The 24,555-nt window shown below is 69.9% G+C and carries 22 protein-coding genes; 13 read left to right on the top strand and 9 right to left on the bottom strand.

All coding sequences use genetic code 11. The features are described from left to right. Positions 1 to 5: 5 nt before the first annotated feature. Together L3Q65_RS25955 and L3Q65_RS25950 are read right to left on the bottom strand one after the other, a co-directional pair. The gene (locus L3Q65_RS25955) at positions 6 to 368 is read right to left on the bottom strand and encodes a DUF5313 family protein (RefSeq protein WP_037817763.1); all 363 of its coding nucleotides are present in this window, start codon (positions 366 to 368) and stop codon (positions 6 to 8) included. Between the two features lie 20 nt (positions 369 to 388). Beyond that, positions 389 to 1,255 (bottom strand): RNA polymerase sigma-70 factor, encoded by an 867-nt coding sequence (locus L3Q65_RS25950; RefSeq protein ID WP_182891307.1) that lies wholly within the window; start codon positions 1,253 to 1,255, stop codon positions 389 to 391. Positions 1,256 to 1,389: 134 nt separating this feature from the next. Here L3Q65_RS25950 and L3Q65_RS25945 point away from each other — a divergent pair, with 134 nt between their 5' ends. After that, positions 1,390 to 2,124 (top strand): SDR family oxidoreductase, encoded by a 735-nt coding sequence (locus L3Q65_RS25945; protein WP_237596894.1) that lies wholly within the window; start codon positions 1,390 to 1,392, stop codon positions 2,122 to 2,124. Between the two features lie 48 nt (positions 2,125 to 2,172). Here L3Q65_RS25945 and L3Q65_RS25940 read toward each other — a convergent pair whose 3' ends face one another. Then, a complete protein-coding gene (locus L3Q65_RS25940; RefSeq protein WP_182891309.1) occupies positions 2,173 to 2,724 on the bottom strand; it encodes an HAD family acid phosphatase in 552 nt (183 codons plus the stop codon). A 192-nt stretch (positions 2,725 to 2,916) separates the two neighbouring features. After that, entirely contained in the window at positions 2,917 to 3,786 is an 870-nt protein-coding gene (locus tag L3Q65_RS25935) for an oxidoreductase (protein ID WP_182891310.1), read from the bottom strand. Between the two features lie 152 nt (positions 3,787 to 3,938). On the opposite strand from L3Q65_RS25935, the gene L3Q65_RS25930 reads away from it, so the two are divergent. The 5 genes from L3Q65_RS25930 (at position 3,939) to L3Q65_RS25910 (ending at position 12,642) form a co-directional block, all read left to right on the top strand. After that, complete coding sequence (locus tag L3Q65_RS25930) at positions 3,939 to 5,126, top strand: amidohydrolase (protein WP_182891311.1); 1,188 nt, start codon at positions 3,939 to 3,941, stop codon at positions 5,124 to 5,126. An 87-nt stretch (positions 5,127 to 5,213) separates the two neighbouring features. Beyond that, a complete protein-coding gene (locus L3Q65_RS25925) occupies positions 5,214 to 6,569 on the top strand; it encodes a serine hydrolase (protein WP_182891312.1) in 1,356 nt (451 codons plus the stop codon). A gap of 60 nt (positions 6,570 to 6,629) precedes the next feature. Then, positions 6,630 to 10,394 carry a serine/threonine-protein kinase gene (locus L3Q65_RS25920; RefSeq protein WP_237596893.1) on the top strand — a complete coding sequence of 1,255 codons (3,765 nt, stop codon included), beginning with the start codon at positions 6,630 to 6,632 and terminating at the stop codon, positions 10,392 to 10,394. Then, positions 10,391 to 11,671, top strand: coding sequence for a hypothetical protein (locus L3Q65_RS25915; protein ID WP_182891314.1), 1,281 nt, complete (start codon positions 10,391 to 10,393; stop codon positions 11,669 to 11,671). Before L3Q65_RS25920 ends, L3Q65_RS25915 begins: the two co-directional genes overlap by 4 nt. Then, positions 11,668 to 12,642 carry an alpha/beta hydrolase gene (locus tag L3Q65_RS25910; RefSeq protein ID WP_237596892.1) on the top strand — a complete coding sequence of 325 codons (975 nt, stop codon included), beginning with the start codon at positions 11,668 to 11,670 and terminating at the stop codon, positions 12,640 to 12,642. The genes L3Q65_RS25915 and L3Q65_RS25910 overlap by 4 nt, the downstream gene beginning before the upstream one ends. Positions 12,643 to 12,687: 45 nt before the next feature. On the opposite strand, the gene L3Q65_RS25905 is transcribed toward L3Q65_RS25910, so the two are convergent. After that, positions 12,688 to 14,124: an aldehyde dehydrogenase gene (locus L3Q65_RS25905; RefSeq protein WP_182891316.1), complete on the bottom strand. Its 1,437-nt coding sequence runs from the start codon at positions 14,122 to 14,124 to the stop codon at positions 12,688 to 12,690. Positions 14,125 to 14,266: 142 nt separating this feature from the next. On the opposite strand from L3Q65_RS25905, the gene L3Q65_RS25900 reads away from it, so the two are divergent. Continuing rightward, positions 14,267 to 15,706 carry a GMC family oxidoreductase gene (locus L3Q65_RS25900; RefSeq protein ID WP_237596891.1) on the top strand — a complete coding sequence of 480 codons (1,440 nt, stop codon included), beginning with the start codon at positions 14,267 to 14,269 and terminating at the stop codon, positions 15,704 to 15,706. Positions 15,707 to 15,757: 51 nt separating this feature from the next. Here the strand turns inward: L3Q65_RS25900 and L3Q65_RS25895 are convergent, their stop codons facing one another. From L3Q65_RS25895 to L3Q65_RS25885, 3 genes are read right to left on the bottom strand one after another with little or no spacing between them, the layout of a single operon-like run. Further along, positions 15,758 to 17,368, bottom strand: coding sequence for an amidohydrolase (locus L3Q65_RS25895; RefSeq protein WP_237596890.1), 1,611 nt, complete (start codon positions 17,366 to 17,368; stop codon positions 15,758 to 15,760). Between the two features lie 3 nt (positions 17,369 to 17,371). Next, positions 17,372 to 18,160, bottom strand: a complete 789-nt coding sequence (locus L3Q65_RS25890) for a molybdenum cofactor biosynthesis F family protein (protein WP_182891319.1) — start codon at positions 18,158 to 18,160, stop codon at positions 17,372 to 17,374. 10 nt (positions 18,161 to 18,170) lie between these two features. Then, positions 18,171 to 20,042, bottom strand: a complete 1,872-nt coding sequence (locus tag L3Q65_RS25885; RefSeq protein ID WP_182891320.1) for a primary-amine oxidase — start codon at positions 20,040 to 20,042, stop codon at positions 18,171 to 18,173. A 142-nt stretch (positions 20,043 to 20,184) separates the two neighbouring features. Here L3Q65_RS25885 and L3Q65_RS25880 point away from each other — a divergent pair, with 142 nt between their 5' ends. From L3Q65_RS25880 to L3Q65_RS25865, 4 genes are read left to right on the top strand one after another with little or no spacing between them, the layout of a single operon-like run. After that, positions 20,185 to 20,901, top strand: coding sequence for an SDR family NAD(P)-dependent oxidoreductase (locus tag L3Q65_RS25880; protein WP_237596889.1), 717 nt, complete (start codon positions 20,185 to 20,187; stop codon positions 20,899 to 20,901). A gap of 15 nt (positions 20,902 to 20,916) precedes the next feature. Continuing rightward, positions 20,917 to 21,714: an SDR family NAD(P)-dependent oxidoreductase gene (locus L3Q65_RS25875; protein WP_182891322.1), complete on the top strand. Its 798-nt coding sequence runs from the start codon at positions 20,917 to 20,919 to the stop codon at positions 21,712 to 21,714. Positions 21,715 to 21,729: 15 nt separating this feature from the next. Further along, a complete protein-coding gene (locus L3Q65_RS25870; RefSeq protein ID WP_182891323.1) occupies positions 21,730 to 22,197 on the top strand; it encodes a hypothetical protein in 468 nt (155 codons plus the stop codon). 1 nt (position 22,198) lies between these two features. Beyond that, entirely contained in the window at positions 22,199 to 22,660 is a 462-nt protein-coding gene (locus L3Q65_RS25865; protein ID WP_237596888.1) for a hypothetical protein, read from the top strand. Here the strand turns inward: L3Q65_RS25865 and L3Q65_RS25860 are convergent. Further along, positions 22,652 to 23,338, bottom strand: coding sequence for a TetR/AcrR family transcriptional regulator (locus L3Q65_RS25860; RefSeq protein ID WP_237596887.1), 687 nt, complete (start codon positions 23,336 to 23,338; stop codon positions 22,652 to 22,654). The two genes, L3Q65_RS25865 and L3Q65_RS25860, sit on opposite strands and share 9 nt — an antisense overlap. Positions 23,339 to 23,402: 64 nt before the next feature. On the opposite strand from L3Q65_RS25860, the gene L3Q65_RS25855 reads away from it, so the two are divergent. Next, positions 23,403 to 24,158: an SDR family oxidoreductase gene (locus L3Q65_RS25855; protein WP_182891325.1), complete on the top strand. Its 756-nt coding sequence runs from the start codon at positions 23,403 to 23,405 to the stop codon at positions 24,156 to 24,158. Between the two features lie 27 nt (positions 24,159 to 24,185). After that, a complete protein-coding gene (locus tag L3Q65_RS25850; RefSeq protein WP_182891326.1) occupies positions 24,186 to 24,515 on the top strand; it encodes a nuclear transport factor 2 family protein in 330 nt (109 codons plus the stop codon). Positions 24,516 to 24,555 lie beyond the last annotated feature (40 nt).

The raw sequence follows: 24,555 nt of genomic DNA, 5'->3' as shown, positions 1-24,555 counted from the left end.
CCGGCTCACGGCCAGGTCGACGCGCCGCCGCGGCGTTTGCGGACCGCTTTTCCGGTGCCGGGCGGGAAACCGTGCTTGGTGAGCCGGACTTCGGCGAGTTCGTCGGCGCTGGTGACGGTGAGGAACAAGCTCAGCAGCAGGCTGATCAGCAGCGCGGCGACGATCATCCCGGCGGGCATCGGCGTGACGAGGGTGAGGACGACGTAGCCCGCGATCAGCCAGGGCAGCGCCTCGGCGAAGATCCGGAACGCGAAGCGCAGCACCCAGGTTTTCGCGGTCGCGTCGTACAGCACCCACTCGCGGTACTCCTCGGGGAGTACTCCGCCGTAGACGTAGTGCAGCCAGCGCACCGGGCCGGGTCGCTTCATCCCCGCCGGGTACCCCGGGCTCAGGCGGTGTACGCCCCGAGCTTGGCCGGGTTCATCAGCCAGAACACCCGGTGGATGCCCTCGGCCGACGCCGACACGGTCAGCACCGCCGTGACGGTTCCGCTGTGGCTGACCACCGCCGCGGGTTGGCCGTTGACCTCGCTCCAGCGCACCTCGGTGCCGGACCAGAACCGGCTGGCGAACGCACGGACGTACTTCGCCACCGTGACCGCGCCGACCACCGGGATCCGCGTCGCGCGGACCGCGCCGCCGCCGTCGGAGTAGCTGACGACGTCCTCGGCGAGCAGTTTCTCCAGCGTCGCCAGGTCGCCGGAGCGCGCGGCGTCCACGAACGCGCTCAGCAGCCGCCGTTGTTCGGCCGGTTCGACGGGTGCCCGGCGTTCCGCGGCGAGGTGCTTGCGCGCCCGGCTGACCAGCTGGCGCGCGCTCACCTCGGTGGTCTGCACGATGTCGGCGATCTGCTGGTACGGGTAATCGAACGCCTCGCGCAGCACGTACGCCGCCCGTTCCGTCGGCGGCAGCTTCTCCAGCAGGAACAGCACGGCGACCTCGAGCGCGGCGGCGCGTTCGGCGCCGAGCTGCGGGTCGGCGGAGGTGTCGACCGGTTCGGGCAGCCACGGGCCGACGTAGGTTTCGTGCCGGGCGCGCGCGGTCTGGCTCGCGGTGATGGCCAGCCGGGTCGTGGTGGTGGCGAGGAACGCGCCCGGATTGCGGACGGCCGAACGATCGCAGGTCTGCCAGCGCAGCCAGACGTCCTGCACCAGGTCCTCGGCGTCGGCGACGCTGCCGAGCATCCGGTAGGCGATCCCGAACAGCCGCGGCCGGACCTGTGCGAACACCGAGGCGGCCTCGGCGATTTCCTCCATCAGCGGCGCGTTCCTTCCTGGTCCGGCGGGCATTCGCGAGCTTAGCGGGCAGTGGTGTCACAAATCGGCGCGCTGTCCGGTCCTGATTGGCGACGCTCGCGGCGGCCGCCGCGGCGGAAACGGAGGGAACGAGCATGAAGATCGTCGTCATCGGCGGAACCGGGCGGATCGGCTCACAGGTCGTGCAGCTGCTGGAGGGGCACGAGGTCGTGGCGGCCGCGCCGAGCACTGGCGTGAACACCTTGACCGGCGAAGGGCTGTCCGGCGTGCTGCAGGGTGCCGACGTGCTGGTGGACGTGTCGAACTCGCCGTCGTTCGCGGACGACGACGTCATGGAGTTCTTCCAGCGTTCGACCGGGAATCTGGTCGAGGCGGCGCGCGAAGCCGGGGTGGGCCATTTCGTCGCGCTGTCCGTCGTGGGCGCCGACGAGCTGCCGGATTCCGGGTACCTGCGGGCGAAGGCGGCGCAGGAGAAACTGATCCAGGACAGCGGGCTGAACTACACGATCGTGCGCGCGACGCAGTTCCTGGAGTTCGCGGTCGCGATCGCGGACACCTCGACCGTCGACGGCGTGGTGCGGCTTTCCGACGGCGGCACCCGGCCGATCGCGGCGGAGGACGTCGCGGTGGCGGTCGCGCGGGCCGCGGGCGAACCGCCTGCCGGCGGGATCGTCGAGATCGGCGGGCCGGACGTGCTGCCGATGGACGAGTGGATCCGGCGAGTGCTGACCGCGCGGAACGACCCGCGCGAGGTGGTGACCGACCCGGCCGCGAAGTACTTCGGGACGGTGCTGGGCAAGAACAGCCTGGTGCCTGCGGAAGGCGCGTGGCGGGGGAAAGTCGGGCTGGCGGAGTGGCTGAGCCGGTGAAGCCGGTGAGCGGCGATTCCCGTGCTCGCCGGGATCGCCGCTCCCGGGTTACGAAAGCTGGCCGTCGTAGTCCGGCAGTTTGAAGCCCTTTTCGTAGTCCCCGCCTTCGAGGTCGGTGGACCGGTTGCCGATGTTCGCCGTGATTGTGTAGCCCTGTTCGGTCAGGTCCGCGCGGCAGCGCTGTTTGCCTTCCGCGGTGCCCTCGCCGGATTTGCGGGTGCAGATCGCGTCGATCGGATAGCCCGCGTCGCTCAGTTGCGTGCGCGCGGAGGAAGAACTGGTTCGCGCCGTCACGAAGAGGACGGACACGTGGTGCTGGCCTGCCCATTGGGCGACCGCGAGCACGGGGCGGTTCGGCTCGCCGGGGTGGTATTCGGTTTCCAGCGAGGTGTTGTCGATGTCCAGCACGATCGCCAGCCCGGACCCGCCCTTCGCGACCCGGTCGGTCAGCCACGGAATCGCCGGGTCGACGGCTTCGCGCACGTCGGCCTGCCATTGTTCGTAGCTGGGCAACTCGGACGCCGCGGCCGAGGCGGTGGCCGGCGCGGCGATCAGCCCGGCGACGGCCAGAATCGCGGCGCAGGCGCTTTTGACGTTCATCGGCGCGTTTTCTCCTTAGCGTGGCGGAAACTGCCGTAGAGCACGCTAATCGCGCCGGGACTTCCGGTGCACCGTCGTTCGTCGGGGAATTTCGCGAGCGGAATTCGCTGTCCGTTCACCGGACGCTATCGGCCAGTTTTCCCCTGAGATCCGGGGTGCTGAGCACTGGCTGCCAGCACCCCGAATCCGTCGTTATCCGGCGATCGTGTCCAATTCGGCCAAAGCGTCCGCGGGCAGTTCCAGATCGGCCGCCGCCACGTTTTCCCGCAGGTGCGCGACCGACGACGTGCCGGGGATCAGCAGGATGTTCGGCGACTGGTGCAGCAGCCAGGCCAGCGCGACCGCCTTCGGGCTGGCGCCGAGCCGGGCGGCGACGTCGTCCAGCGTCGAGGACTGCAGCGGGCTGAACCCGCCGAGCGGCCAGAACGGGACGTAGGAAATCCCTTGGGCGGCAAGGGATTCGATCAGCTTCTCATCCCCGCGGTGCGCGACGTTGTACCAGTTCTGCACGGTGACCACCGGCGCGATCGACTGCGCCTGCGCCACCTGCTCGGCGTCGACCACGCTCACGCCGAGTTCCTTGATCTTGCCTTCCTTGCGCAGTTCGGCGAGCGCGCCGAACGGTTCGGCCAGCGAACCCGGCACCGGCGAGTGCCCGTCCGGACCGCCGCCGACCCGCAGGTTCACCACGTCGAGCGCCTCGACGCCGAGGTTGTGCAGGTTCGACTCCACCTGGTCGCGCAGTTGCTCGGGCGAACGCTCGTGGATCCAGCCGCCCTGGTCGTCGCGCACCGCACCGACCTTGGTGACGATCTGCAGCCCGTCATACGGCGCGAGTGCTTCGCGGAGCAGTTCGTTCGTGACGTACGGCCCGTAGAAGTCGGCGGTGTCGATGTGGTTCACGCCCAGTTCGACGGCCGTGCGCAGGACCGCGATCGCCTCGTCGCGGTCGTTCGGCGGCCCGAAGACGCCGGGTCCGGCCAGTTGCATCGCGCCGTATCCCAGGCGGGCGACGGTGCGCCCGGCCAACGTGAACGTCCCGCCGGGGAGGTTGTCGGTCAATGTTCCGCCCTTCTTTCCTCGCCGCGCCGGTCCCGCCGCGGCTGCCGTCCATGGTGCGGCGCGCGGCGCGGTGCGGCCAGTACCCCTCGGTCCTGGGAGTGTCAGGGCCAGGCTCGCGGGACAGCCGTCCGATCATTTGGTATACCATTAACATGGCTTCTCTCACTCTGACCGGCGTGCGCCCGTGGGGCGGCGACCCGGCCGACATCGTCCTCGACGGCGACCGCATCTCCGACGTCCGGCCCGCGGGCTCGGCCCCGGCCGAGGGCGAGCGGATCGACGGCGCGGGGCTGCTCGCGCTGCCCGGGTTCGTCAACTCGCACGCGCACGTCGACAAGAGCTGGTGGGGCAAGCCCTGGGTCTCCTACGGCGGCGTCGCGAGCACCGAAGGCCGGATCGCGCACGAGCGGGCCGAGCGGGACGCGCTGGGGATCCCGAGCGTCGAGATCGCCGAGACCGTGCTGCGCGAATTCCTGCGGCACGGCACCACCGCGGCACGCAGCCACGTGGACGTCGACCTGGGGCTCGGTCTGCGCGGCATCGAGATCGTGCGGGAAGCCGCGGAACGGCTGGGCGGCGCGGTGGAGGTCGAGATCGTGGCCTTCCCGCAGGACGGCGTGCTGCGGCGGCCGGGCGTGCTCGAACTGCTCGACGAAGCCGCGGCGGCGGGCGCGGGCTGGATCGGCGGCCTCGACCCGGCGGGCATCGACCGCGACCCGGTCGGCCAGCTCGACGGGCTGTTCGAGATCGCCGAGCGCCGCGGCGTCGGCCTCGACATCCACCTGCACGACGGCGGTGAGCTGGGCGCGTTCCAGTACGAGCTGATCGCGGACCGGACCGTGCGCACCGGGCTGCAGGGCAAGGTCACCGTCTCGCACGGCTTCGCCCTCGGCGAGGTTCCCCCGTCGCGGCAGGCGGCACTGCTCGATCGGATCACCGAGGCAGGCATCTCGCTGGCGACCGTCGCGCCGGTGCGGACGGCTCCGCTGCCGTGGGCCGAGCTGTCCGCGCGCGAGGTCCCGGTCGGCCTCGGCACGGACGGGATCCGCGACCTGTGGTCCCCGTACGGCGACGGCGACATCCTGCGGATCGCACTCGGCTTCGCCCGCCTGCACGGCCTGCGGAAGGACGAGGATCTGACGGCGGCGGTGGAGCTGGCGACGCGGCGGGCGGCGTCGTTCGCGGGCCGGGAGCGGCATGATCTGGCACCGGGGTGCCGGGCGGATGTGGTGCTGGTGGCGGCGGAGAACGTGCCGGACGCGTTGCTGCGGGCGCCGGTGCGTTCGCTGGTGATCGCCGGTGGCCGGGTGGTCGCGAAGGACGGCGAGGTGCTCGTCTGAGCGGTTCGTCCGGGGCTCCAGCCGAGCGCGGATTTTTCCGTGTCCGGAGACGAACTTTTGGTCTCGGCGCGGCGCTACCTTCCCGGGATGGACAAGCTCGACGCTCTCCGCAGGCGGCTGAAGCAGGACCTTCCCGCGCTGCTGGAACACCACCAAGTCCCCGCCGCGGTGATCGCGGTCGCGGTCGGCGAGGAGACGGCCGCCGCGGCCGCCGGGGTGCTCAATCTGGACACCGGCGTCACCGCCACCACCGATTCGGTATTCCAAATCGGCTCGATCACAAAGGTGTGGACGGCCACCCTCGTCCTGCAGCTCGTGGACGAGGGCCTGGTCGACCTCGACGCTCCCATCCGGCAGTACCTCCCCGAACTCAACCTGGGCGACGCGGCCATCACCGTGCGCCAGCTGCTCAGCCACACCGCGGGGTTCGAGGGCGACCTCTTCACCGACACCGGACCCGGCGACGACGCGGTGGAGAAGTTCGTCGCGACCCTCGACGGCGTCGCTCAGCTTTTCCCGCCCGGAGAATTGTTCTCGTACAACAACGCGGGGTACGTCGTCCTCGGGCGGCTGGTGGAAGTGTTGCGCGGCAAGCATTACGAGGACTGTCTTCGCGAATGCCTCGCCGCGCCGCTGAAGCTCCGGCATTTCGCCCCGAACGCCCTCGACGCGATCCGCTTCCGCGCCGCGATCGGGCACCTCGAACCCGAGCCGGGCGCGGACCTCGTGCCCGCGCCGTTCTGGTCGATGCTGCGGTCCAACGGACCGGCCGGGTCGTCGCTCGCGATGTCCGCGGCGGATCTGCTCGCCTTCGCCCGCATGCACCTCGCGGGCGGCGCCGGAGTGTTGAGTGCGGAGAGCGCCGCGGCCATGCTTCAGCGGCAGGTCAGCCTTCCGCCGCTCGGCATCATGGGCGACGCCTGGGGCCTCGGCTGGGAGTTGTTCGACACTCCGGCCGGCCAGGTTTACGGCCACGACGGCAACACCATCGGCCAGGCGGCGTTCCTGCGGCTGGTGCCCGAAAGCGATCTCGTCGTGGCGTTGCTGACCAACGGCGGCGACGCGATGAGCCTGTACGCCGACCTCGTTCCCGCGCTGCTCAAGGAATTCGGCGGCGTCGAGGTGTCGCTGCCGCCGCGTCCGCCCGCCGAGCCGGAGCCGTTCGCCGCGGACCGGTATCTCGGCACTTACGCCAGCACGGTCGCCGATCTCGTGATCTCCCAGGACGACGACGGCCGGGTCTGGCTCGAGCAACGTCCTAAAGGGACAGCCGCGGAACTGAGCGCCGCCAGCAAATCCGAACTGGTCTTTCTCGAAGGCGACACGCTGATCCTGCGCGAAGCGCAGGGCGGAATCCATCTGCCGCTGGTCTTCCTGGGCGACGACGGATCCGGCCGTGCGCGATACGTCCATTCGGGGAGGGCGACCCGTCGCGCCGGGTGACCGGACGGCTTTGCCCGAACTGAACGATGCGGAGGCCGTTCCCGGGTAAGGTTTTACCTCGTGGCCGTTGATCTGGGGTGGAATACGGGGCAGACGCGAATCCACGCTGCCGACGGCCGTCTCCTCGGCGCCGGCGTCCTGATCGGCGGCCGGTACGTCCTGACCTGCTCCCGGGCGGCCCGCGACGCGACCGAGTTCCGGGTCGGATCGGCGGGCTCCGCCGCGCTGGCCGGGCTGGTCCCGCCGCTCGCGGGCGCGCGCGGCGACCTGGCGCTGCTGGAACTGGAGACTCCGGTGCGGCATGGCGCCACGCTCCGGCGAAAGGTCGAATCCGGCCGGGAAATCCGGATCCACAGCCTTCCGCTCCGCCTCGGCTACGGCATTTGGGTGCGCGCCACCACCGGAGCGGCGGATGGCGAACGGGTGCCGCTCACGCTCCTGGAGGGCCCCGTCGACCCGGATCTGTCCGGCTGTCCCGCGTTCGACCGCACCACCGGGCGGCTGCTCGGCATCGTGGTGGTCGACCACGCGGTGCGGCTGGTTCCGGCGGACACCGTGCTGGCGTACTTCCCGCAGCTGCGCGAATGGGTGACCGACGATTCGGTGATCGAGGACCGGCTCGACGAACTCCTCGTCCGCACCGGCAGCCAGCCGGTGCCCGGTGCCGGAGACCTGCGGGTCGGGCTGCCGAAAGCGACGCCGCCGGACCCGTTCGACGCCGTGCTGCCCGAGGCGGCGCTGCCGGAACGGCACCGGTTTTGCGTGGAATGCGGCAGTCCGGTGGGCCGCGGCGAGGCCGGGCGGCCCGGCCGGGCGCGCGGCTACTGCGTGAACTGCGGCACGCCGTTCACCTTCCTGCCGACCCTGGCACGGGGCGCCGTCGTCGCCGGCCGGTACGCGGTGCTCGGCTGCATCGCGCACGGCGGGTTCAGCTGGATCTACCTCGCCCGCGACGAGGCCGAGGGCGGCCGGTTCGTGGTGCTCAAAACCCTGATCGGCGAACGGGACCGCGGCGGCGCGCTGGCCGCCGCGCAATCCGCCGTCGTCCCGCGACTGCTGGAACTGGACCATCCGAACGTCGTCCGCACCCTCGCGCACGTCGAACACCCGGACCCGGAAACCGGCAGATCCAGCGGGTATCTGGTGATGGAGTACGTGCGCGGGATTTCGCTGCGGACGGTCTTCCAGCGCGCGAAGCGGCTGCGTCCGGAACATGTCGCCGCGTACGGCCTGCAGTTGCTTGAGGCCGTCGGGTATCTGCACCAGCAAGGGCTGTTGTACGTCGATCTGAAACCGGACAACGTGCTCCAGGACGGCGATCGGATCACGCTCGTCGACCTCGGTTCGGTGCGGCGGAAGGACGACCGGGACAGCGCGATCGTCGGGACGCCGGGCTATCAGCCGCCGCGGTCGGAGTTGGAACGCGAAGGCATCAGCGTCCGGTCGGACCTCTATTCGGTCGGCCGCACCCTGGAAGAGCTGCTGCGGGCGTGTTCCGGGCCGTACGGCGGTCTTGGCCGGGAACAGCTGCAGGAGCTGATCGACCGGGCCACCGCTGGTTACGAGGATCGGTTCGCCACCGCCGACGACATGGCCGAACAGCTGCGCGGGGTGCTGCGGCTGCTCCTGAGTGCGCGGACCCGCGTGCCGCATCCGGCCGCGTCGAGAGTGTTCGGCGAATCTGGAGAACTCGCCACTGCGGGGCTCGGGGCGCCAGGGTGGGAGGACTGGGGGCCGGAACCGCCGTTGCGCGCGGACGATCGCCTGCTGGAGGACCACCTGCGGACGGTCTTGCCCGTCGCCCGTTCCACCGCACCCAAGGAGGTCGCGGCGGCCTGGCACAGTGCGGCGACGTCGCTGGAGGCGGGAAGGCTGGACGAAGCCGAGGGCCAGTACAGGCGGTGCACGCGACTGGTGCAGGGCGAGCTGGCGCCGTTGCTGGCGTTGGGGTTTTGCGCGGAACTGCGGGGCGCTTCGGCGAATGCGGCGCGTTACTACCAAGCGGTGTGGGCGTGCGACCCGACCATGGCCGCTGCGGCGTTCGGACTCGCCCGGACCAGACTCGCGGTAGACGACCGCGTGGGTGCGGCGGCGGCATTGGACGAGGTGCCAGCAGCGGACCGGAGAGCCAAGAGCGCCGCTCGGGCCGGCGCGGTGCGGGCGCTCGCCTCGATCGTGCCGGGCGAAGGGGGGCTGCCGAGCCTTGACGAAGCCGCCGCCGCTTGGTCCCGGCTCGGTGAACTGGACCTGGACGAGGACGAGCGGGACCGGCTCACCGCGGTGGTCGGGGAAACGCTGCTGCGGCTGGCCGCCGAGCATCCCGCGGCCGCTGGCCGGTTGCCTGACCTGCGCCAGGTGCAGCACGACCTCGCGCAGATCTATTGGGAGCAAGCGAATCGGGGGTGGCCGGCGCTGCGGGAGCACGCGGGCCGGGTGCGCGGCCTCGAGGTGCCGCGACCGGTCTCGGCCGCGCGGCCGAAGGTCGTGGTGCACTATCCCCGGTACTTGCCGTCGCGCAGCTCCAGCACGACGGTGAAGGTCACCGTCACGGCTGGTTCCGACGGGGGTTCGGTGCGGCTGTTCGTGCGGGATTCTCCGGGGTGCGTGGTGTACCGGGTCAGCCAGCTGGCTCCGCGGGAACTGTCGAAACCCTTGCCGCAGCGGCGAATCGGCGAAGTGGTGCTCGATCTCGGGCACTGGGCGGCGGGGGAAATCCGGGATTACGCGCTGAGCTTGCTCGTGCCGTCGGGGCTGGCGATCGAGCGGGAGCATCAGCTGGTCGCGATGTGGGCGCAGCAGGGCGCTGTGCAGTCGGAGGCGGAGACCGTTTCCGTGCTTTTGACCGACGATCCGGTGCACCTGGCCCAAGCGCCGGTCGGCCCGCACCTAGGCCTCGGGGCCGCCGTCGATGCCGCGCTTTCCGCGCACCGCAACGGAAATCTCACTGCCACGCTGGACGCGCTGGGCGCTGCGGTGGCCTTGGCGACCGCGCAGGGCAACGAGGCGGTGCTGGGCCGGTTGCGGTGGCTCGTGGACATCGTCGACGCGGAGAGCGGGCTGGTCAGCCTTCGCGGGCTGCTGGCGGGGGACGAGTTTCTTTCGGAGCGGATTTCGGTGCCGTCGCAGCCGCGCGAGCCGGTCGCTGCTGACGTCGAGGCGCCTGCTGAGGAGGATTACGAGGTCGAGGCACCTGATTCGGCGATTTTAGGAGCGGTGTCCAGCGTTCGGGTCGATTCTCGCCGCGTTGACTCGCGCCGGGCGGACTCCCGGCGGGCCGATTCGCGGCGCGTCGACTCCAGGCGGGTCGACTCCCGGCGGGTGGATTCGCGGCGGGTGGATTCGCGCCCCGCTACCTGGCGCACCAGCCGGACCGGGTATCCGCCGCCGAGCGAGATCGCGGCGATGCCGCCGTTGTACTCCCGGCGCGTGCTCTGGGCGAGCCGACGCCCGCCGGGCGCGAAACCGCCGGACGACGTCCCGCCGCCGGGGCCGGACCTGCTGGCGACTGTCGAATGCCGGTCCGACGATCCGGTGGTCGTCGGGCGGTCGGTGCGGGTCGCGGTTTCGGTGCGGCGCAAGGAACCCGCAGCCGCGGCGACCGGGGTCGTGCGGGTCCGGGTGCTGCTCGACGCCGTGCCCGGGGCGGCCGAACCGGTGTCGCGGATCGGCTGGATCGCCGGCGACCGGTTGCTCGATCCCGCCGAGTTCGACGTCGTCCCGGCCGCGCCGGGGCCGCTGCGGCTGGTGTTCCGGATCTACCGCGAGCACGACGCCCAGCTGCTCCTGGAAATCGCGGCCGCGCTGCCGGTGGAGGTGCCGTCATGACCCGTCAGCTGAGCGCCGAGGTGACCGTCGACAACACCGCGGGGCTGAGCCGCGTCGCGGTGCCGCCGTACAACCGGGCGCGGACGGTCAACCTGCGATTCCTCGAGTTCCCCGGTGCGCCGGGGATTCTCGTCCAGGCCTGGGGCAGCGCGTTCCCGGAGGACGGCGGCGGCGGGTACCAGGGCCGGATCGCGCTCAGCCTCGACGAGCTGAACTCCCGGATCGACATCCTTCGCGAAGCCTGGCAGCGGCACGTCGTGGACCTCGCCGAGCAGACCGACCGCGGCCCGCGCCGGTATCCGTTCGCCGACGGCTGGGACCTGTCACAGCGGCCGGAACTGTTGCGGCGGGCCGGTTTCGCACTCGCCGACGCCGGCCATGTGATGTACCGGCTGCTGTTCGCCGGTCCGGATCGCGGTCTCCAGCGGATCCGCGCGCTGCTGGAACTGGCGCTCGCCGAGGGCGAGAACGTGATCAGCATCGAATCGGACAGCCTGATCGTGCCGTGGGGCATGCTGTACACGTCGCCGCGGCAGCCGCACGTGTACCCGGACGACGAGAACTGGTCGCTCGACGGGTTCTGGGGCTACCGGCACGTCGTGGAGCACACCTTCTCCCGGGTCGACGACTTCGACGCGCGGATCACCGTCGACGGCGGCAAACCGGTCGTCGGGCTGAACGTCGACCACGGCGTCGACCGGCAATTCCCGGACACGCCCTACATCGCGCCGGTCGTCGACTTCTTCCACGGCCGGGCCGAAGTAGTGCTGCGCCCGGACAAGAAAACGCTCGCCGCGCATTTCCGCAGCCGCGATTTCGCCGACCATGTCACGTACTTCGGCTGCCACGGCAAGGTGAGCGGCTCCGGCGGGCTGGTCGAGCAGCCGTATCTGAAACTCGGTGACGGCGAACGGATCTACGGCACCGACCTGACGGCGTGGCTGGCGGAAGCGCCGCTGCCGACGCGGCCGTTCGTGTACGTCGGGGCGTGCCAGGGCGGGCAGGTGACCTCGGCGTTCTATTCGGCTTTCGGCAAAGCGTTGCTGGGCAATGGCGGACGCTGCCTGATCGGCCCGCAGATCGACCTGCCGCCCGCGTTCGCGTGCGAGTATTCGCGCCGGTTGTTCACCGAATTCATCGATTCGGGCGCGAAACTGGGCGACATCGTGCGTTCGCTGGCGCGTTCGTTCGCCGACGAGCACCACAATCCGCTCGGGCTGATGTTTTCGCTGTACCGCGGGATCGACGTGCATCTTTGGCAGGAAGGGCGACCGTGACCGAACCGGTGATCCTGGACCTCGACGAGCACGGCGATTTCGTGGATCCGGAAACCGGCAAACCGGTGCCCGCCGAGGCGACGTCGCGCTTTCTGGCGCGCTGGCTGAACGTTCCGGCGACGGCGACCGACATCGTCGTCTTCGTGCACGGGTGGCAGAACAACCGCGAGACGGCGGACCGGCGGGCGCGGCAGTTCTTCGGGCTGCTGGAGGACCGGTATGCGGCCGGGTCCTACGAAGGACTCGGTTCGTGGAAAGGGTTTTACGTCATGGTGCGGTGGCCCTCGATGAGCAACCCGTTCCTGACCGGGTACCGGCGGATCCGCGACCGGGCGCATGCGATGACCACCGAGGGGCGGGCCGCGGAGGCGCTCGGCCAGTTGCTCGGGTACCTGAACGCGGAACGCCAATTGCCCGGCAGTGCGCCGAGTCTGCGGACCGTCACCGGGCAGTACCTGCACTGTGTCGGCCATTCCTTCGGCGGCCGTTTTGTCGTCGAAGCGGTGCAGGCCGCCGCGGGGGACGGTCCGCCGGTTCTCGGATGGGATCGAGCCGATCCGCGTTATCCATACACTGTGGACACTCTGCTGGTGTTCCAGATGGCCGCGCGGCCGGATATCTTCACCGGCCGGTTCGCTCCGGTGTTGCGTGACGCTCCGATCAACGGGCCGATCGTGGTGACCCGGTCCCGCTTCGACCGAGCCACCGGTTTGTGGCACCGGTTGGCGGAGGGGGTGGCGGGGATCGGGAATGTCGGGGTGAAAGCTCCGGTCGACGAGGTCGCGAACACTGTGCTGCGCAAGACAGATGTGGAGTATTCACGGTCCGAATTGGACCGGCGGATCGTCAATGTCGAGTCGGGGTGGCGGTTCCGGCGCGGGCGGTGGTGGAATCCAGCCGGGGCGCATTCGGACATCTGGTACCCGGAGTCGGCGCATTTGCTGCTGTCGCTGGCCGAACTGGCCCGCTGAACGGGGCTCGGCAGTCCACATCGGACTGCCGAGCCCCGAAAGCGTTCAGTAGCCGTAGTGCAGCCAAACCGCCTTCGTCTCGGTGTACGCGTCCAGCGCCCACGGGCCCATCTCGCGGCCCCAGCCCGACGCCTTGTACCCGCCCCACGGAGCGGCCATGTCCGGGATCGGCGGCATGTTCACGAACACCGCGCCGGCGCGAATCCCGTCCGCATAACGTTGTGCCGTGCGGATATCGCGGGTCCACACCGTCGCGGCGAGGCCGTACTGCGTGTCGTTCGCGCGCGCGACCAGTTCGTCCGGGTCGTCGTACGGAGTCACTGCCAGCACCGGGCCGAAGATCTCCTCGCGCATGATCGTCATCGAGTCCGTGACGCCCGCGAAGAGCGTCGGCTGGTAGAAGTAGCCGTCGCGGTCGACTTCCGAGCCGCCGGTGATCAGGTCCGCGCCTTCGGAACGGCCGGTCGCCACCAGGTTCGCGACGTGCCTGCGGTGCTTGTCCGACACGAGCGGCCCGACCTGAGTCGTCTCCTCCAAACCGGGACCGACCTGCAGCCCCGCCAGTCCGGCGGCCATCTTCTCCACGAACTCCTGCTCGCGTTTGCGGTCGACATAGAACCGCGTGTACGCCGCGCAGACCTGGCCGGTGTTCAGCGTCGCGCCGGCGAGGTTGCCCGCGACGGCGGCGTCCAGGTCGGCGTCCGCGGCGATGATGCTCGGGGCCTTGCCGCCGAGTTCGAGCGTCAGCCGCTTGAGGTTGGACTCCGCGCTCGCCGCGGTGATCAGCTTCCCGACCGCGGTGGAGCCGGTGTAGGAGACGTGGTCGACGTCGTGGTGCGAACTCAGCATCGCGCCCACCGGACCGTCGCCCGTGACCAGGTTGACCACGCCCGCTGGGATACCAGCCTGCTCCGCCAGCTGTACCAGCCGGATGCTGGTGAGCGGCGTGACCTCGCTCGGCTTGATCACCACGGTGTTGCCGGTGGCGAGCGCGGGCGCGAGCTTCCACACGAGGATCATCAGCGGGAAGTTCCACGGCGTGATCAGCGCGTTCACGCCGACCGGCTCGCGGCGGGTGTAGTGCAGGGTGTCCGGGAACGAAACCGGGTTCGTGGTTCCCTGGATTTTCGTGACCCAGCCGGCGAAATAGCGCAGGTGCTCGGCCGCGCCGGTGACGCTCACCTGCCGTGAGATACCAATCGGCTGGCCCTGGTCGCGGGTTTCCAGCGCGGCGAGTTCCTCGTGGTGCTCGTCGACGAGGTCGGCGAGGCGGAACAGCAGTTTCGCGCGCCGCACCGGCGCGAGCCCGGCCCACTCCGGCGAGCTCAGCGCGCGGCGCGCGGCGGCGACCGCGGCGTCGACGTCGGCCTGCGTTGCCGTCCCGACGTCTTCGAGAACCGTGCCGGTGGCCGGATCGCGGGTCGGGATGGGCTCCCCGCCGGCCTCGGTCCACTGACCGTCGATGAACAGGCGTGTCGGCATCGGTGCTCCCTAGTCCCTATCTTCTGGTCGTATCCGAGTATCGGCGCGCGGCGGGCGGGCGGTCTTGTCCGCGAGGGCACGCCCGTTGTCGGCTAGTGAAGACAATTCCGGGCGCGGCCGGGGGACCGGTCAGGATCAGCACATGGACGTGATCGTGGTAGGTGCGGGTTCGGCGGGCTCGGTGGTGTGCCGGCGGCTGGTGGACGCGGGTGCGAAGGTGACGCTGCTGGAAGCGGGCGGACCGGACACGAACGCGGCGATCCACGACCCGTCGCGCGCGGCGGAGCTGTGGCACGCCGCCGAGGACTGGGACTACTACACGGTGCCGCAGCCGCACGCCGGGAACCGCAGGCTGCACCTGCCGCGCGGCAAGGTGCTCGGCGGTTCGCATTCGCTGAACGCGATGATCTGGGTCCGCGGCGCGGCGGCGGACTACGACGGATGGGAACTGCCCGGCTGGACCTGGGACGACGTGCGCCCGGTGTACGAGCGGATCGAACGCGACCTGCTCGACTTGGAGCAGCACGATCCGCTGCAGCCGATCCAGCAGTCCATTGTGGACGCGGCACAGGAGATCGGCCTGCCGTTCAACGACAATTACAACGGCGGAACCCTCGACGGCATCTCCGTGCAGCAGGTCACCATGACCGGCGGACGGCGGCGCAACACCTGGCTCTGCTACGCCGAACCGGTCGCCGCCCGGATGACCGTGCACACCGGTGCGCTGGTGCATCGCGTGCTGTTCGAGGGCGACCGTTGCATCGGTGTCCTGGCGGAGATCGACGGCGAACTGGAGCCGCTGTTCGCCGACCAAGTGGTGCTCGCCGCTGGCGCCCTCGCGTCCCCGGCCGTCCTGCTGCGCAGCGGAATCGGCCCGGCCGACGACGTCGCGGCGCTGGGCCTTGACGTCGTCGCGGACCTGCCGGGCGTCGGCGAGAACCTGCACGACCATCTGCTGTCGCCAGTCATCTTCGCCACCGACCGGCGTGCGGTCGCGCCGCCGCAGACCGGGCTTTCGGTGACGCAGACGCACCTGTTCTGGCGCAGCCGTCCGGGCCTGGCGGTGCCGGACACCCAGCCGATCCACTTCAGCGTGCCGATGTACGAGTCGTGGATGACCGGGCCGCCGACCGGGTTCTCGCTGATGGCGGGCATGATCACGCCGCAAAGCCGGGGAACGCTGCGGCTGCGCAGCGCGGATCCGACCGAGATGCCGCTGATCGACTTGGCCGCGCTCGCACACCCGGCGGACTTCGAAAGCCTGGTCGCGTCGGTGGAGCAGTGCCGGTTGATCGGCAGCGCCCCGGCGTTGGCGGAGGAATGGGGCGCCCGGGAGCTGTACCCGGGACCGGCGGATGTGCGCGAGTACGTGCGACGGACCGCGATCACGTATCACCACCAGGTGGGCACGTGCCGGATGGGAACCGACGAACTGGCGGTGACGGACCCGACGCTGGCGGTGCGCGGGGTGTCCGGGCTGCGCGTCGCGGACGCCTCGGTGCTGCCGCGGGTGATCAGCGGGAACACGAACGCGCCGGCGGTGCTGATGGGGGAGCGGGTCGCGGAGTTTCTGCTGGCGTAAGACGTTGTGAGTGTTCATGCCGGTTCTAACCGGCATGAACACTCACAACCCTTAGTCCCGCGAAAACACCCGCTTCCCCCCGAACCACGTCTCCCGCACCGTGATCCCCGCGAGCTCGTTCGCCGGGGTCTTGAACGGATCCTGGTCCAGCACCACGAAATCCGCCGACTTCCCCGGCGTCAGCGACCCCGTCACGTCGTCCAGTCCGCAGGCGCGGGCCGAGTTCAGGGTGAACACCTGGATCGCTTCGGCCAGCGTGATCGCCTGCTCCGGCCACAGGCTCCCGGGGTGTTTGCCGTACGGGTCCTGCCGGGTGATGAGGCCCTCGATGCCTTCCCAGGCGTTCGGGGATTCGCTCACCGGCCAGTCCGAACCCCCGGCGACCAGTGCGCCGGTGTCCAGCAGCGTGCGGTTCGGCTGCATGCGCGCCGCGCGTTCGGCGGGGATCACCTGGGCGATGGCGTCCGGGATCACGCCGGGCACCCACAGGAACGGCGAGATGTCCGCCGAGACGTTGAGCGTCGCGAACCGTTCCAGGTCGTCCGGGTGGATGAATTGCCCGTGCGCCACTTGGATTTTCGTCGTGTAGTCGCCGCGGGCCCGCAGTGCGCCGGCAGCGTCCAAAGTGGCCCGGACGGCTGCGTCGCCCGCGCAGTGGATCTTCGCCGAAAGCCCGGCCGAGACGGCGACGTCCAGCCAGTCCGCGAGTTCCTCCGGCGGCATCGTCGTGTCGCCGCAGAAGCACTCGTGGTGCAGGTACGGCTCCAGGAACGCCGCGGTGTGCGCGGGCGGGGTGCCGTCGAGGAAGATCTTCACGAAGTCCGGCCGGTGGTGCTCGCTGCGGTACTGCGCGGCCCGGTCGAGCAGCGGTTTGCCGATCGGGTCCGCGCCGAAGATCGGGTCGTTGACCAGCATCGACGACACGACCCACGCGACTAGTTCCCCAGCGTCGTCCAGGGTTTTCAGCGCGGCGAGGATGTCGAGAGTCGCTCCGGCGTCCTGGAACGCCGTGATGCCGTAGGAGTGCAGGATCGCGATCGCCCGCCGCGACGCTTCGGCGTGCTGCTCGGCGGTGAGCGTGCGCGTGTCCCGCATCGCCCGCTCCACCGCCAATCCCGCGGTCTCGATCAGCAGACCGGTCGGCGCGCCGCTGTCGAGGTCGCGGTGGATCGTCCCGCCGGCCGGATCCGGCGTGTCCGCGGTGATCCCGGCGAGTTCCAGCGCCCGGCTGCTCGCCCACCGGTTGTGCCTGCTGTCCTCGATCAGCACGACCGGACGTCCGCCTGCCGCTTCGTCCAGTGCTCGCCGCACGGACTCGTGGCCGAGTTCAGGGGCCAAAGTGGACGGCCAGGCGCCGCCGACGACCCATTCGTCAGGACCGAGACCCGCAGCCCATTCCCTTACCGCGACGAGGATTTCGTCCAAGCCCGCGCCGCTTTCCAAGCGCAGTTCGAACAATTCCCGTCCGGCGAGGGCATGGTGGCTGTGCACGTCGACGAAACCCGGCAGCACGAACGCGCCGCCGAGATCGACGACCTCGGTGTCGGGACCGGCCTCGGCGGTGCTCACCCGGCCGTTCTCCACCGCGAGCGAGGTCGCCCACGGCCGGTCTTCGTCCACTGTGTACACAGTGGCGTTGGTGAGGAGCAGTTCAGGCGCCACGGGTCACTGTCCAGCGGGGTCGTAGTCCGGCGAATAAACGGTGTTGCTGAGCAGCCTGCCGTACGCGCCGAAGGTGAAGTGCGTCGGCGACTTGCCGTCCTCGCCCAGTCCGAACAGCGAACCGTGCGACCGCAATTCCCGCACGTTCCGGTGGTCGGCCACGGTCACCGACGCGCACGGGATGACCTTCTCGCGCCAGGTGAACACGTAGATCCCGGGCCGGATCTGGTAGACGGAGTTCTCGTCGGTGTCGGCGAGGCCCCGCTCCGGACCGGAAAGGCACTGCCAGGTGTACCAGTGCGGGGTGAGGTAAACGTGCTCGTACGCGTGCTCTTCGCTGTAAACCCACTGCACGCGGCGGCCGATCAACGCCGTACTGGGCGCGATTTCGTCGCCGTGCGCCTCGCGGCCCTGGATGGTCGCGGGACGGAACCGTTGTGTCACCCGGGGAAGTCCGTCGCCGATCGTGCTCGTGATGACCAGCGCGCGGCCCTGGCGCACGTCCAGCAGCAGGCTGTACGAGGTTTCCGCACCGGGGTGGAACTGCACGTAGAACAGGCCGGCGTCGACGAGGAACGTCTCCGAAGCGGTCTCGCCGGTGGCGCCGTCCTCGTCCCACGACGCGCGGCCGCCGGAGAAGCTGATCGAGAACGTGCCGCCGTCGGCACAGTCCAAAGTGAACGACTGGTTGTCGAGATCGTCCACAGTGGCCGCTTTGTTGGCGTCGAAGCCGGGGGCGAGACCGTCGAGCGGGAGCCAGGTGGAGGTGTCGGACAGGTTGGTCGCGGGCATGGAGCCTTCCTCAGTGTTCGCAGTGGCCGTGGGCGGCCGAGGGCAGGTCGAGTGCCGGGTTCCGGTCGCAGAACCCGTAGGGACGCACCATGAATCCGGAGTAGTCGACCGGCATGACCGGCCAGTCCTCTGGACGCGGGATGTGCGTCGGGCCGAAGACGTGCCACAGCACGACGTCGGTGTCGCTGACAGAGCGGTCGGCCGCCGTCCACGCGGGCAGGCCTGCCCCGCCCGGGTGCGCGTTGGGGCGGTCGCCCGCCGGGAAGCGTTCGCCGGGCGCGTACGGCGTGACCCACAGGTGGTTCGTGGCGAACGTCGCGCGCTGGTACACCGTCGATTCCGGTTGCGCCATCAGGGTCGCCGACGGCCGCGGCACGAGCTGGTACGCGGTCGGCGCGCCGAGCCGGTTGGTGTGCTCGGTGCTGCGGACTTCCCACACACGCGCGGTCGCCGGGTTGGCGTGCCGCTTCGCCTCCTTTTCGGTGCGCAGTTCGGTGGCCGTCCAGGTGAAGGCGTTGCCGTACGGGTTCTTTTCGCCGATCGGAATCCCGACAGTGTCCACTTCGTACACCGAGTTGCGCTGGCCGTCGACGGCGAAGTCGAGCCGGGCGCAGAACAGGTGCTGGTGCACCGGGGCGAACAGGCCGGGCGCGATCTCGGACGCGTGCGGATTCGCGGACCCGGGCTCACCGGCGCCGGAGAAGACGATGCCGGTCGCCTTGGCCTCGCATTCGATGGTGCCGTCGAGGTAGAGGTACCAGAAGAAGCCGTAGTCGTAGTTGCCGATAGTGGAGATCGACGAGATCACCAGCCGGCGCGAACGGCGGACCTCGGCCTTGCCGTCGAGATCCGTGTGCTTCCAGAGGATCCCGTAGTCCTCCTCGTGCATGCAGATCGCGTTCGGCACGCGCACCGGCTGGCCGTGGTCGTCGGCGAGGAAGGCGTCGAAGTAGTGGATCACGCCGAGGCAGTCGCAGCCCAGGCGCAGGCTGTTGCCGTTCTTGCCGAGCAGGTACTCGCCCGCGTCGAAGTAGCTGATCCAGAACCGGCCGATTGACGTATCACCGTAGGGAACAACCATCTCAGGCACCGACGCGCGGTACAGCACCGAGCGGTCCTGGAAGGTCAGCTGGTGCAGGGTCAGGCCCTCGCGCGCGTTGAACCCGACGCGCAGCTGCCAGCCCTCCCACGTCACCAGCGAACCGTCGACCTGGAAGCTCGGGCCTTCCGGCTGGGTGATCTCGATCGGCTTGAGCGTCGTGCGCGCGGGGTGGTGGCCGTACCGGCCGGAGTCCTCCGGGACCGGGGTGTCGCCCTCGTCCTCGACCCGAAGTACGCGCTGTTCGGTGAGGTTGAGGTGCGCGACCAGGCCTTCGACCGGCCGTGACCAGGGGTTGTCGGTGTCGTCCTCGCGCAGGAAGGTGAGCGAGCGGATGACCCGGCCGGTCTCGTCCTCACGGCCGAAGCAGCCGGGGGCGAGCGGGGCGCAGAACGCGTGCTCGACGCGGTCGCCGAGACCTCGCCGCTCCATGGCCGCCTGCCACTCGGGTGAGGCCTTGGTGATGGCCTCGGCCAGGTCGTACTCCTCGAAGAGATACGGGGGCTGGCCCTCGCCGCACTTCTCGTGGCTGACCAGCTCCCCGGCGGTCACCGACACGACCGCGTCGGCCGATTCGCCGGTCGCGGTGTCGAGCAGGGTGAACTGGATCCGCCGGTCGGCCGCGGCGCAGGCCAGCACGGCGGCCTTGTCCGGCTCCACCGGGAGGACCTGCGGAAACCGCGTCGTCTCGGTGATCAGCCCCTGTGCCTCCAGCACTGCCCGGCCGGCGGCGAGTTCGTCGGCGGTCAGCGGGTCAAGGGGGTGGGGGTGTGCGTTGCTCATGGTGTCCCTTCGCGCTCCTCGCCGCAGTGTTCGCGGCGGCCAGGGGGTAGCGGTAGCCGGGTTCGGCGGGTCGTGCGGCCGCTGACAACAAGGATGCACTCGTTGCCAATCCCCGGCGGCGCCGTTGTTGCAGGATTGCGGCATGCGACTCGACCTCGAAGACAAGGCCGTGCTGATCACCGGGGCCGCGTCCGGGATCGGGCTGGCCTGCGCGCGGGCGTTCCTGGAGGAGGGCGCGCGGGTCGGGGTGGTCGACCGGGTCCGGCCGCCGTCGCTGCCGGGGGACGTCGTCGCGGCGCGGGCGGACATCACCGACGAGGACCAGGTGGCCGCGGCGGTGCGGCTCGTGGCGGAGTCGCTCGGCCGGATTGACGTGGTAGTCGGCTGCGCTGGGATATCAGGACCGGTCGGACGGCCGCTCGCGGAGACCAGCGCGGCGGACTTCACCGCGGTCATGGCGGTGAACGTGCTGGGCCAGTTCCTGGTCGCGAAGCACGCGCGGCCGTGGCTGCGAGACGGGAGTTCGATCGTCTTCCTGGCCAGCGATTCGGCCTTCGTGTGCGCGCCGGGGATGGTGCCCTACTGCGCGTCGAAGGGCGCGGTGGTGTCGTTGACGCGGGCGTTGTCGGTCGAGTTCGACGGCGTGCGGGTCAATTGCGTGTGCCCGTCGGTGGTGGACACGCCGATGGCGCGAGGGGATTTGGGAGACCTGCTGGACGAACTGGGATTCCCGGTGCAGGCGGCCGGCGAGGTCGCCCAGCAGGTGGTGTATCTGGCTTCCGCGCGGGCGCGGACGGTGAACGGACAGGCCTTGCTCGCCGACTTCGGCTATTCGGCTCGGTCTGGGTTTCCTGCTTGAAAGGGAGAAATGACGATGGCAGACACGCGGGTCGTGGCGATTACCGGCGGAGGGACGGGCATTGGGGCTGCGGTTGCTCGGCGGTACGCCGGCGAAGGCGCACAGGTCGTGGTTCTGGGCAGGCGGCGCGAGCCGCTGGAGAAGGTCGCTGCGGAGACTGGTGCGCACGTGATCGCTTGCGACGCCAGTGTTCGCGAGGACGCGGAGGCGGCGATCTCCGAGATTCTCGAGAAGTACGGGCGGCTGGACGTGATCGTGGCCAATGCCGGCGGGCACGGGCTTTCTTCGGTGGTGGACACCGGGGACGAGGAATGGGAAATCGCGCTTCGGTCCAATTTGTCGAGCGCGTTCGTGTTTTGCCGGGCCGCGTTGCCTTCCCTCGTGGAAAGCGGCGGGCAGGTCGTGATTGTTTCGTCGCTGGCAGGGTTGTTCGCCGGCCCGAATGTCGCGGGATACACGGTGGCGAAGCACGCGTTGATCGGGCTGACTCGGTCCATTGCCCGGGATTACGGGCCTCGCGGGGTTCGGGCCAACGCGGTGTGCCCGGGCTGGGTGCGGACGCCGATGGCGGATGGCGAGATGGAGCAGTTCGCCGAGGCAGCCGGTTTTGACGGCGGGCACGACGAGGGGTACCGGCGGGTGACTGCCGAGGTGCCGTTGCGGCGTCCGGCCGAACCGGAGGAAATCGCTTCTATCGTGCGGTTCCTGGGGTCTTCCGAGTCCTCGTACATCACCGGTGCGGTGCTGGTGGCGGACGGCGGGGCGCACGCGGTCGACTTGCCCACATTGGCCTTTGAGCGCGCCGGGATGTAGTCCCATAATGGCCGGATGACGTTCGAGGGGGACTGGGCGGAGAAGACCGCGACGGCCAATCAGCGGTTCGCGGACAAGGCCGTCGCGATCGCCCGGGAAGTCGAAGTCCTGCTCGGCCGCGAGGCCATGAGCTATCCGCGGCACCCGGTCGAGCGCGCCCGAGAGGCGCTCGCCGACCGGGTGTTCGCGCTGCTCGCCGCGGCGCGCGACGCCAGCACGACGTTCTACAACGTCGAACGGGTGCCGGTGGCGATCGTGTCCGATTCTTACGGTGACGACTGGGTCGAGAAGGTGGCCGACGCCGCCGGCACGCTGGCTGCCGCGATGGCCCGGGCCGCCACCGTGCTCACCGGCGTGGTGGACAGCCAGTTCAAGGACGCTGACACGCAACAGTGGTTCACCGGTGTCCTGGACGACGTCCGAAACGCAGCCGCCGACGTCCTCCGCGAGGCGAGCGGACGCCCCGAAACCGCGGCAGGCTGACGTGCCGACGCAAGCCGAGGTCCGGGTCCGGTTGCTCGGCCACTTCACCGAAACCCTCCGGGCGCTGCCGTCCGGATCGGCCCTGGTGCTGCGGCATCCGGACCTGCCCAAAGCGGTGTTCCACAACGGGGTGGCCCTGTCCGACGACTACGGCCGCGACGAAACCCGGCGGTTCTTCGACATCGCCTACTGGGTGCTCGGAGCCGCCGCCGAGACGTCTGAGGAGTACCTCGACCTGACGATGCGTTCGTGGCGCGACCGGGGCTGGGCGACGGAGTTCGAGGCGGATCCGTCCTTGTCCGCCGGGTACGCGAGAACCGCCGACGGATACGGGTTCGCGATCAGGCGCAGCCTCAACGGATATCTCAGCATGGCGGGGACGACGCCGGTCTTCCCCGCGGACTCGCCCGAGGGCGACCCGCTTCCCGGCCGGATCGACCGGCCTGCCGTCGGATCAGCTTGATTCGGCGAGCGTCCGGAGCCACTTGGTCAGCAGCTGGGTTTCCGTCGTGCCCAGGATTTCCGGGTTCGCCGCGGCGTGTTCCAGTACACGGTGGATTTCGGCGTGCCGGTCCTCAGTCGCCCCAGTGCCGGTGATCGCGGCGATCGCGCCTTCCCGCACCGCCACGGACAACGCGCGGTCCTCCTCGGCGAGGATGATCTGCCGCAACGTGACGCCGATGTTCGCCACCAGGATGTGCGCGGCCGCCTGGTCCGGCGGGACCGTCAGACGCCCCTGGTCGGCGGCGGCTTGGGTTAAGGCGCGCAGCATCGCGCTGGGGCGTTCCTGCGCCTCGGGGGCGTGGCCGGGGTGGACCTGGCCGTACATGAGCGTGTAGAAGCCGGGGTTCGCGATCCCGAAGGCGACGTGGGCGTCCCAGCCGTCGCGCAGGTCCTGGATCGGGTCGCCGGACGGTTCGTGCGCGCCCTTCTCCGCGAGGTACAGGTCGAAGCCGCGCTCGACGACCGCGTCCAGCAGGCCCTGTTTGCTGCCGAAGAAGTGGTACAGCGTCGGCATTTTCACCCCGGCTTGGGCGCAGATCGCGCGCAGCGAGATGTCCTCGCCCGGCGTCGCCGCGACCTGCTCGGCAGCCGCGTCCAGGAGCCGGGTCCGTGTATCCGCGTTCGCAATCTGTGTCACACCGCTATGGTAGCCGCTGTTGCAGTGATACAGTGACGCATATCAGCGATAAAGAGAGGTACGCATGACCGACCACACCCTCAAAGGCAAGAACGTCCTCGTCGCCGCTGGGGCGAAGAACCTCGGCGGGCTCATCAGCAGGCAGGCGGCCGAGGCCGGCGCGAACGTGGCGATCCACTACAACTCCGAATCGACCCGGCCGCAGGCGGAGGAGACGCTCGCCGCGGTTGAGGCGGCGGGCGGCAAGGGCGTCGTGCTGACCGGCGACCTGACCGTCCCGGCGAACGTGGAGAAGCTGTTCGCGGACGCGGAGGCCGCGCTCGGGAAGATCGACGTCGCGGTCAACACGGTGGGCAAGGTGCTGCGCAAGCCGATCACCGAGACCACCGAGGACGAGTACGACTCGATGTTCGACATCAACTCGAAGGCGGCGTACTTCTTCATCAAGGAAGCGGGCAAGAACGTCGCCGACGGCGGCAAGATCATCACGATCGTGACGAGCCTGCTCGCGGCGTTCACCGACGGGTACTCGACCTACGCGGGCGGCAAGAGCCCGGTCGAGCACTTCACCCGCGCCGCGGCCAAGGAATTCGCCCCGCGCGGGATCTCGGTCACCGCGGTCGGGCCCGGCCCGATGGACACGCCGTTCTTCTACGGCCAGGAAACCCCGGAACGGGTGGAATTCCACAAGTCGCAGGCGATGGGCGGCCAGCTGACGAAGATCGAGGACATCGCGCCGATCGTGACGTTCCTGGCCACCTCCGGCTGGTGGATCACCGGGCAGACGATTTTCGCCAACGGCGGCTACACTACCCGCTGATTTCGCCGAGACAGCAAGGGAAGCGCAATGTCCGAAGTGGAGATTCCGGAACCGGTGGCGTCGTTCGTCGACGCGGTGAACCGGCACGACGACGCCGCGTTCCTGGACGCGTTCACCGAAACCGGCGTGGTGGACGACTGGGGGCGGTCGTTCTCCGGACGCGCCGCGATCAAGGAATGGAGCGACGTCGAGTTCATCGGCTCGCACGGCGTTCTGACCCCGGAAGAGGTCACCGTCTCCGGCAAGGAGATCACCGTGGTCGGGGACTGGCGGAGCAACCACGCCAACGGCCGGTCGAAGTTCGTCTTCGCCGTCGACGGCGACCGGATCGCCAAGATGACCATCCGGGAAGGCTGACCGGCCGGGGTGCGGGCGTCCCACCGCGGAACGCCCGCAC

The sequence above is a fragment of the Amycolatopsis sp. FU40 genome, from assembly GCF_021903635.1.
GTDB classification, from domain to species: Bacteria; Actinomycetota; Actinomycetes; order Mycobacteriales; family Pseudonocardiaceae; genus Amycolatopsis; species Amycolatopsis dendrobii.
Note: the sequence above shows the minus strand (reverse complement) of the source record. Positions and strands in the feature narration are given on the sequence as shown.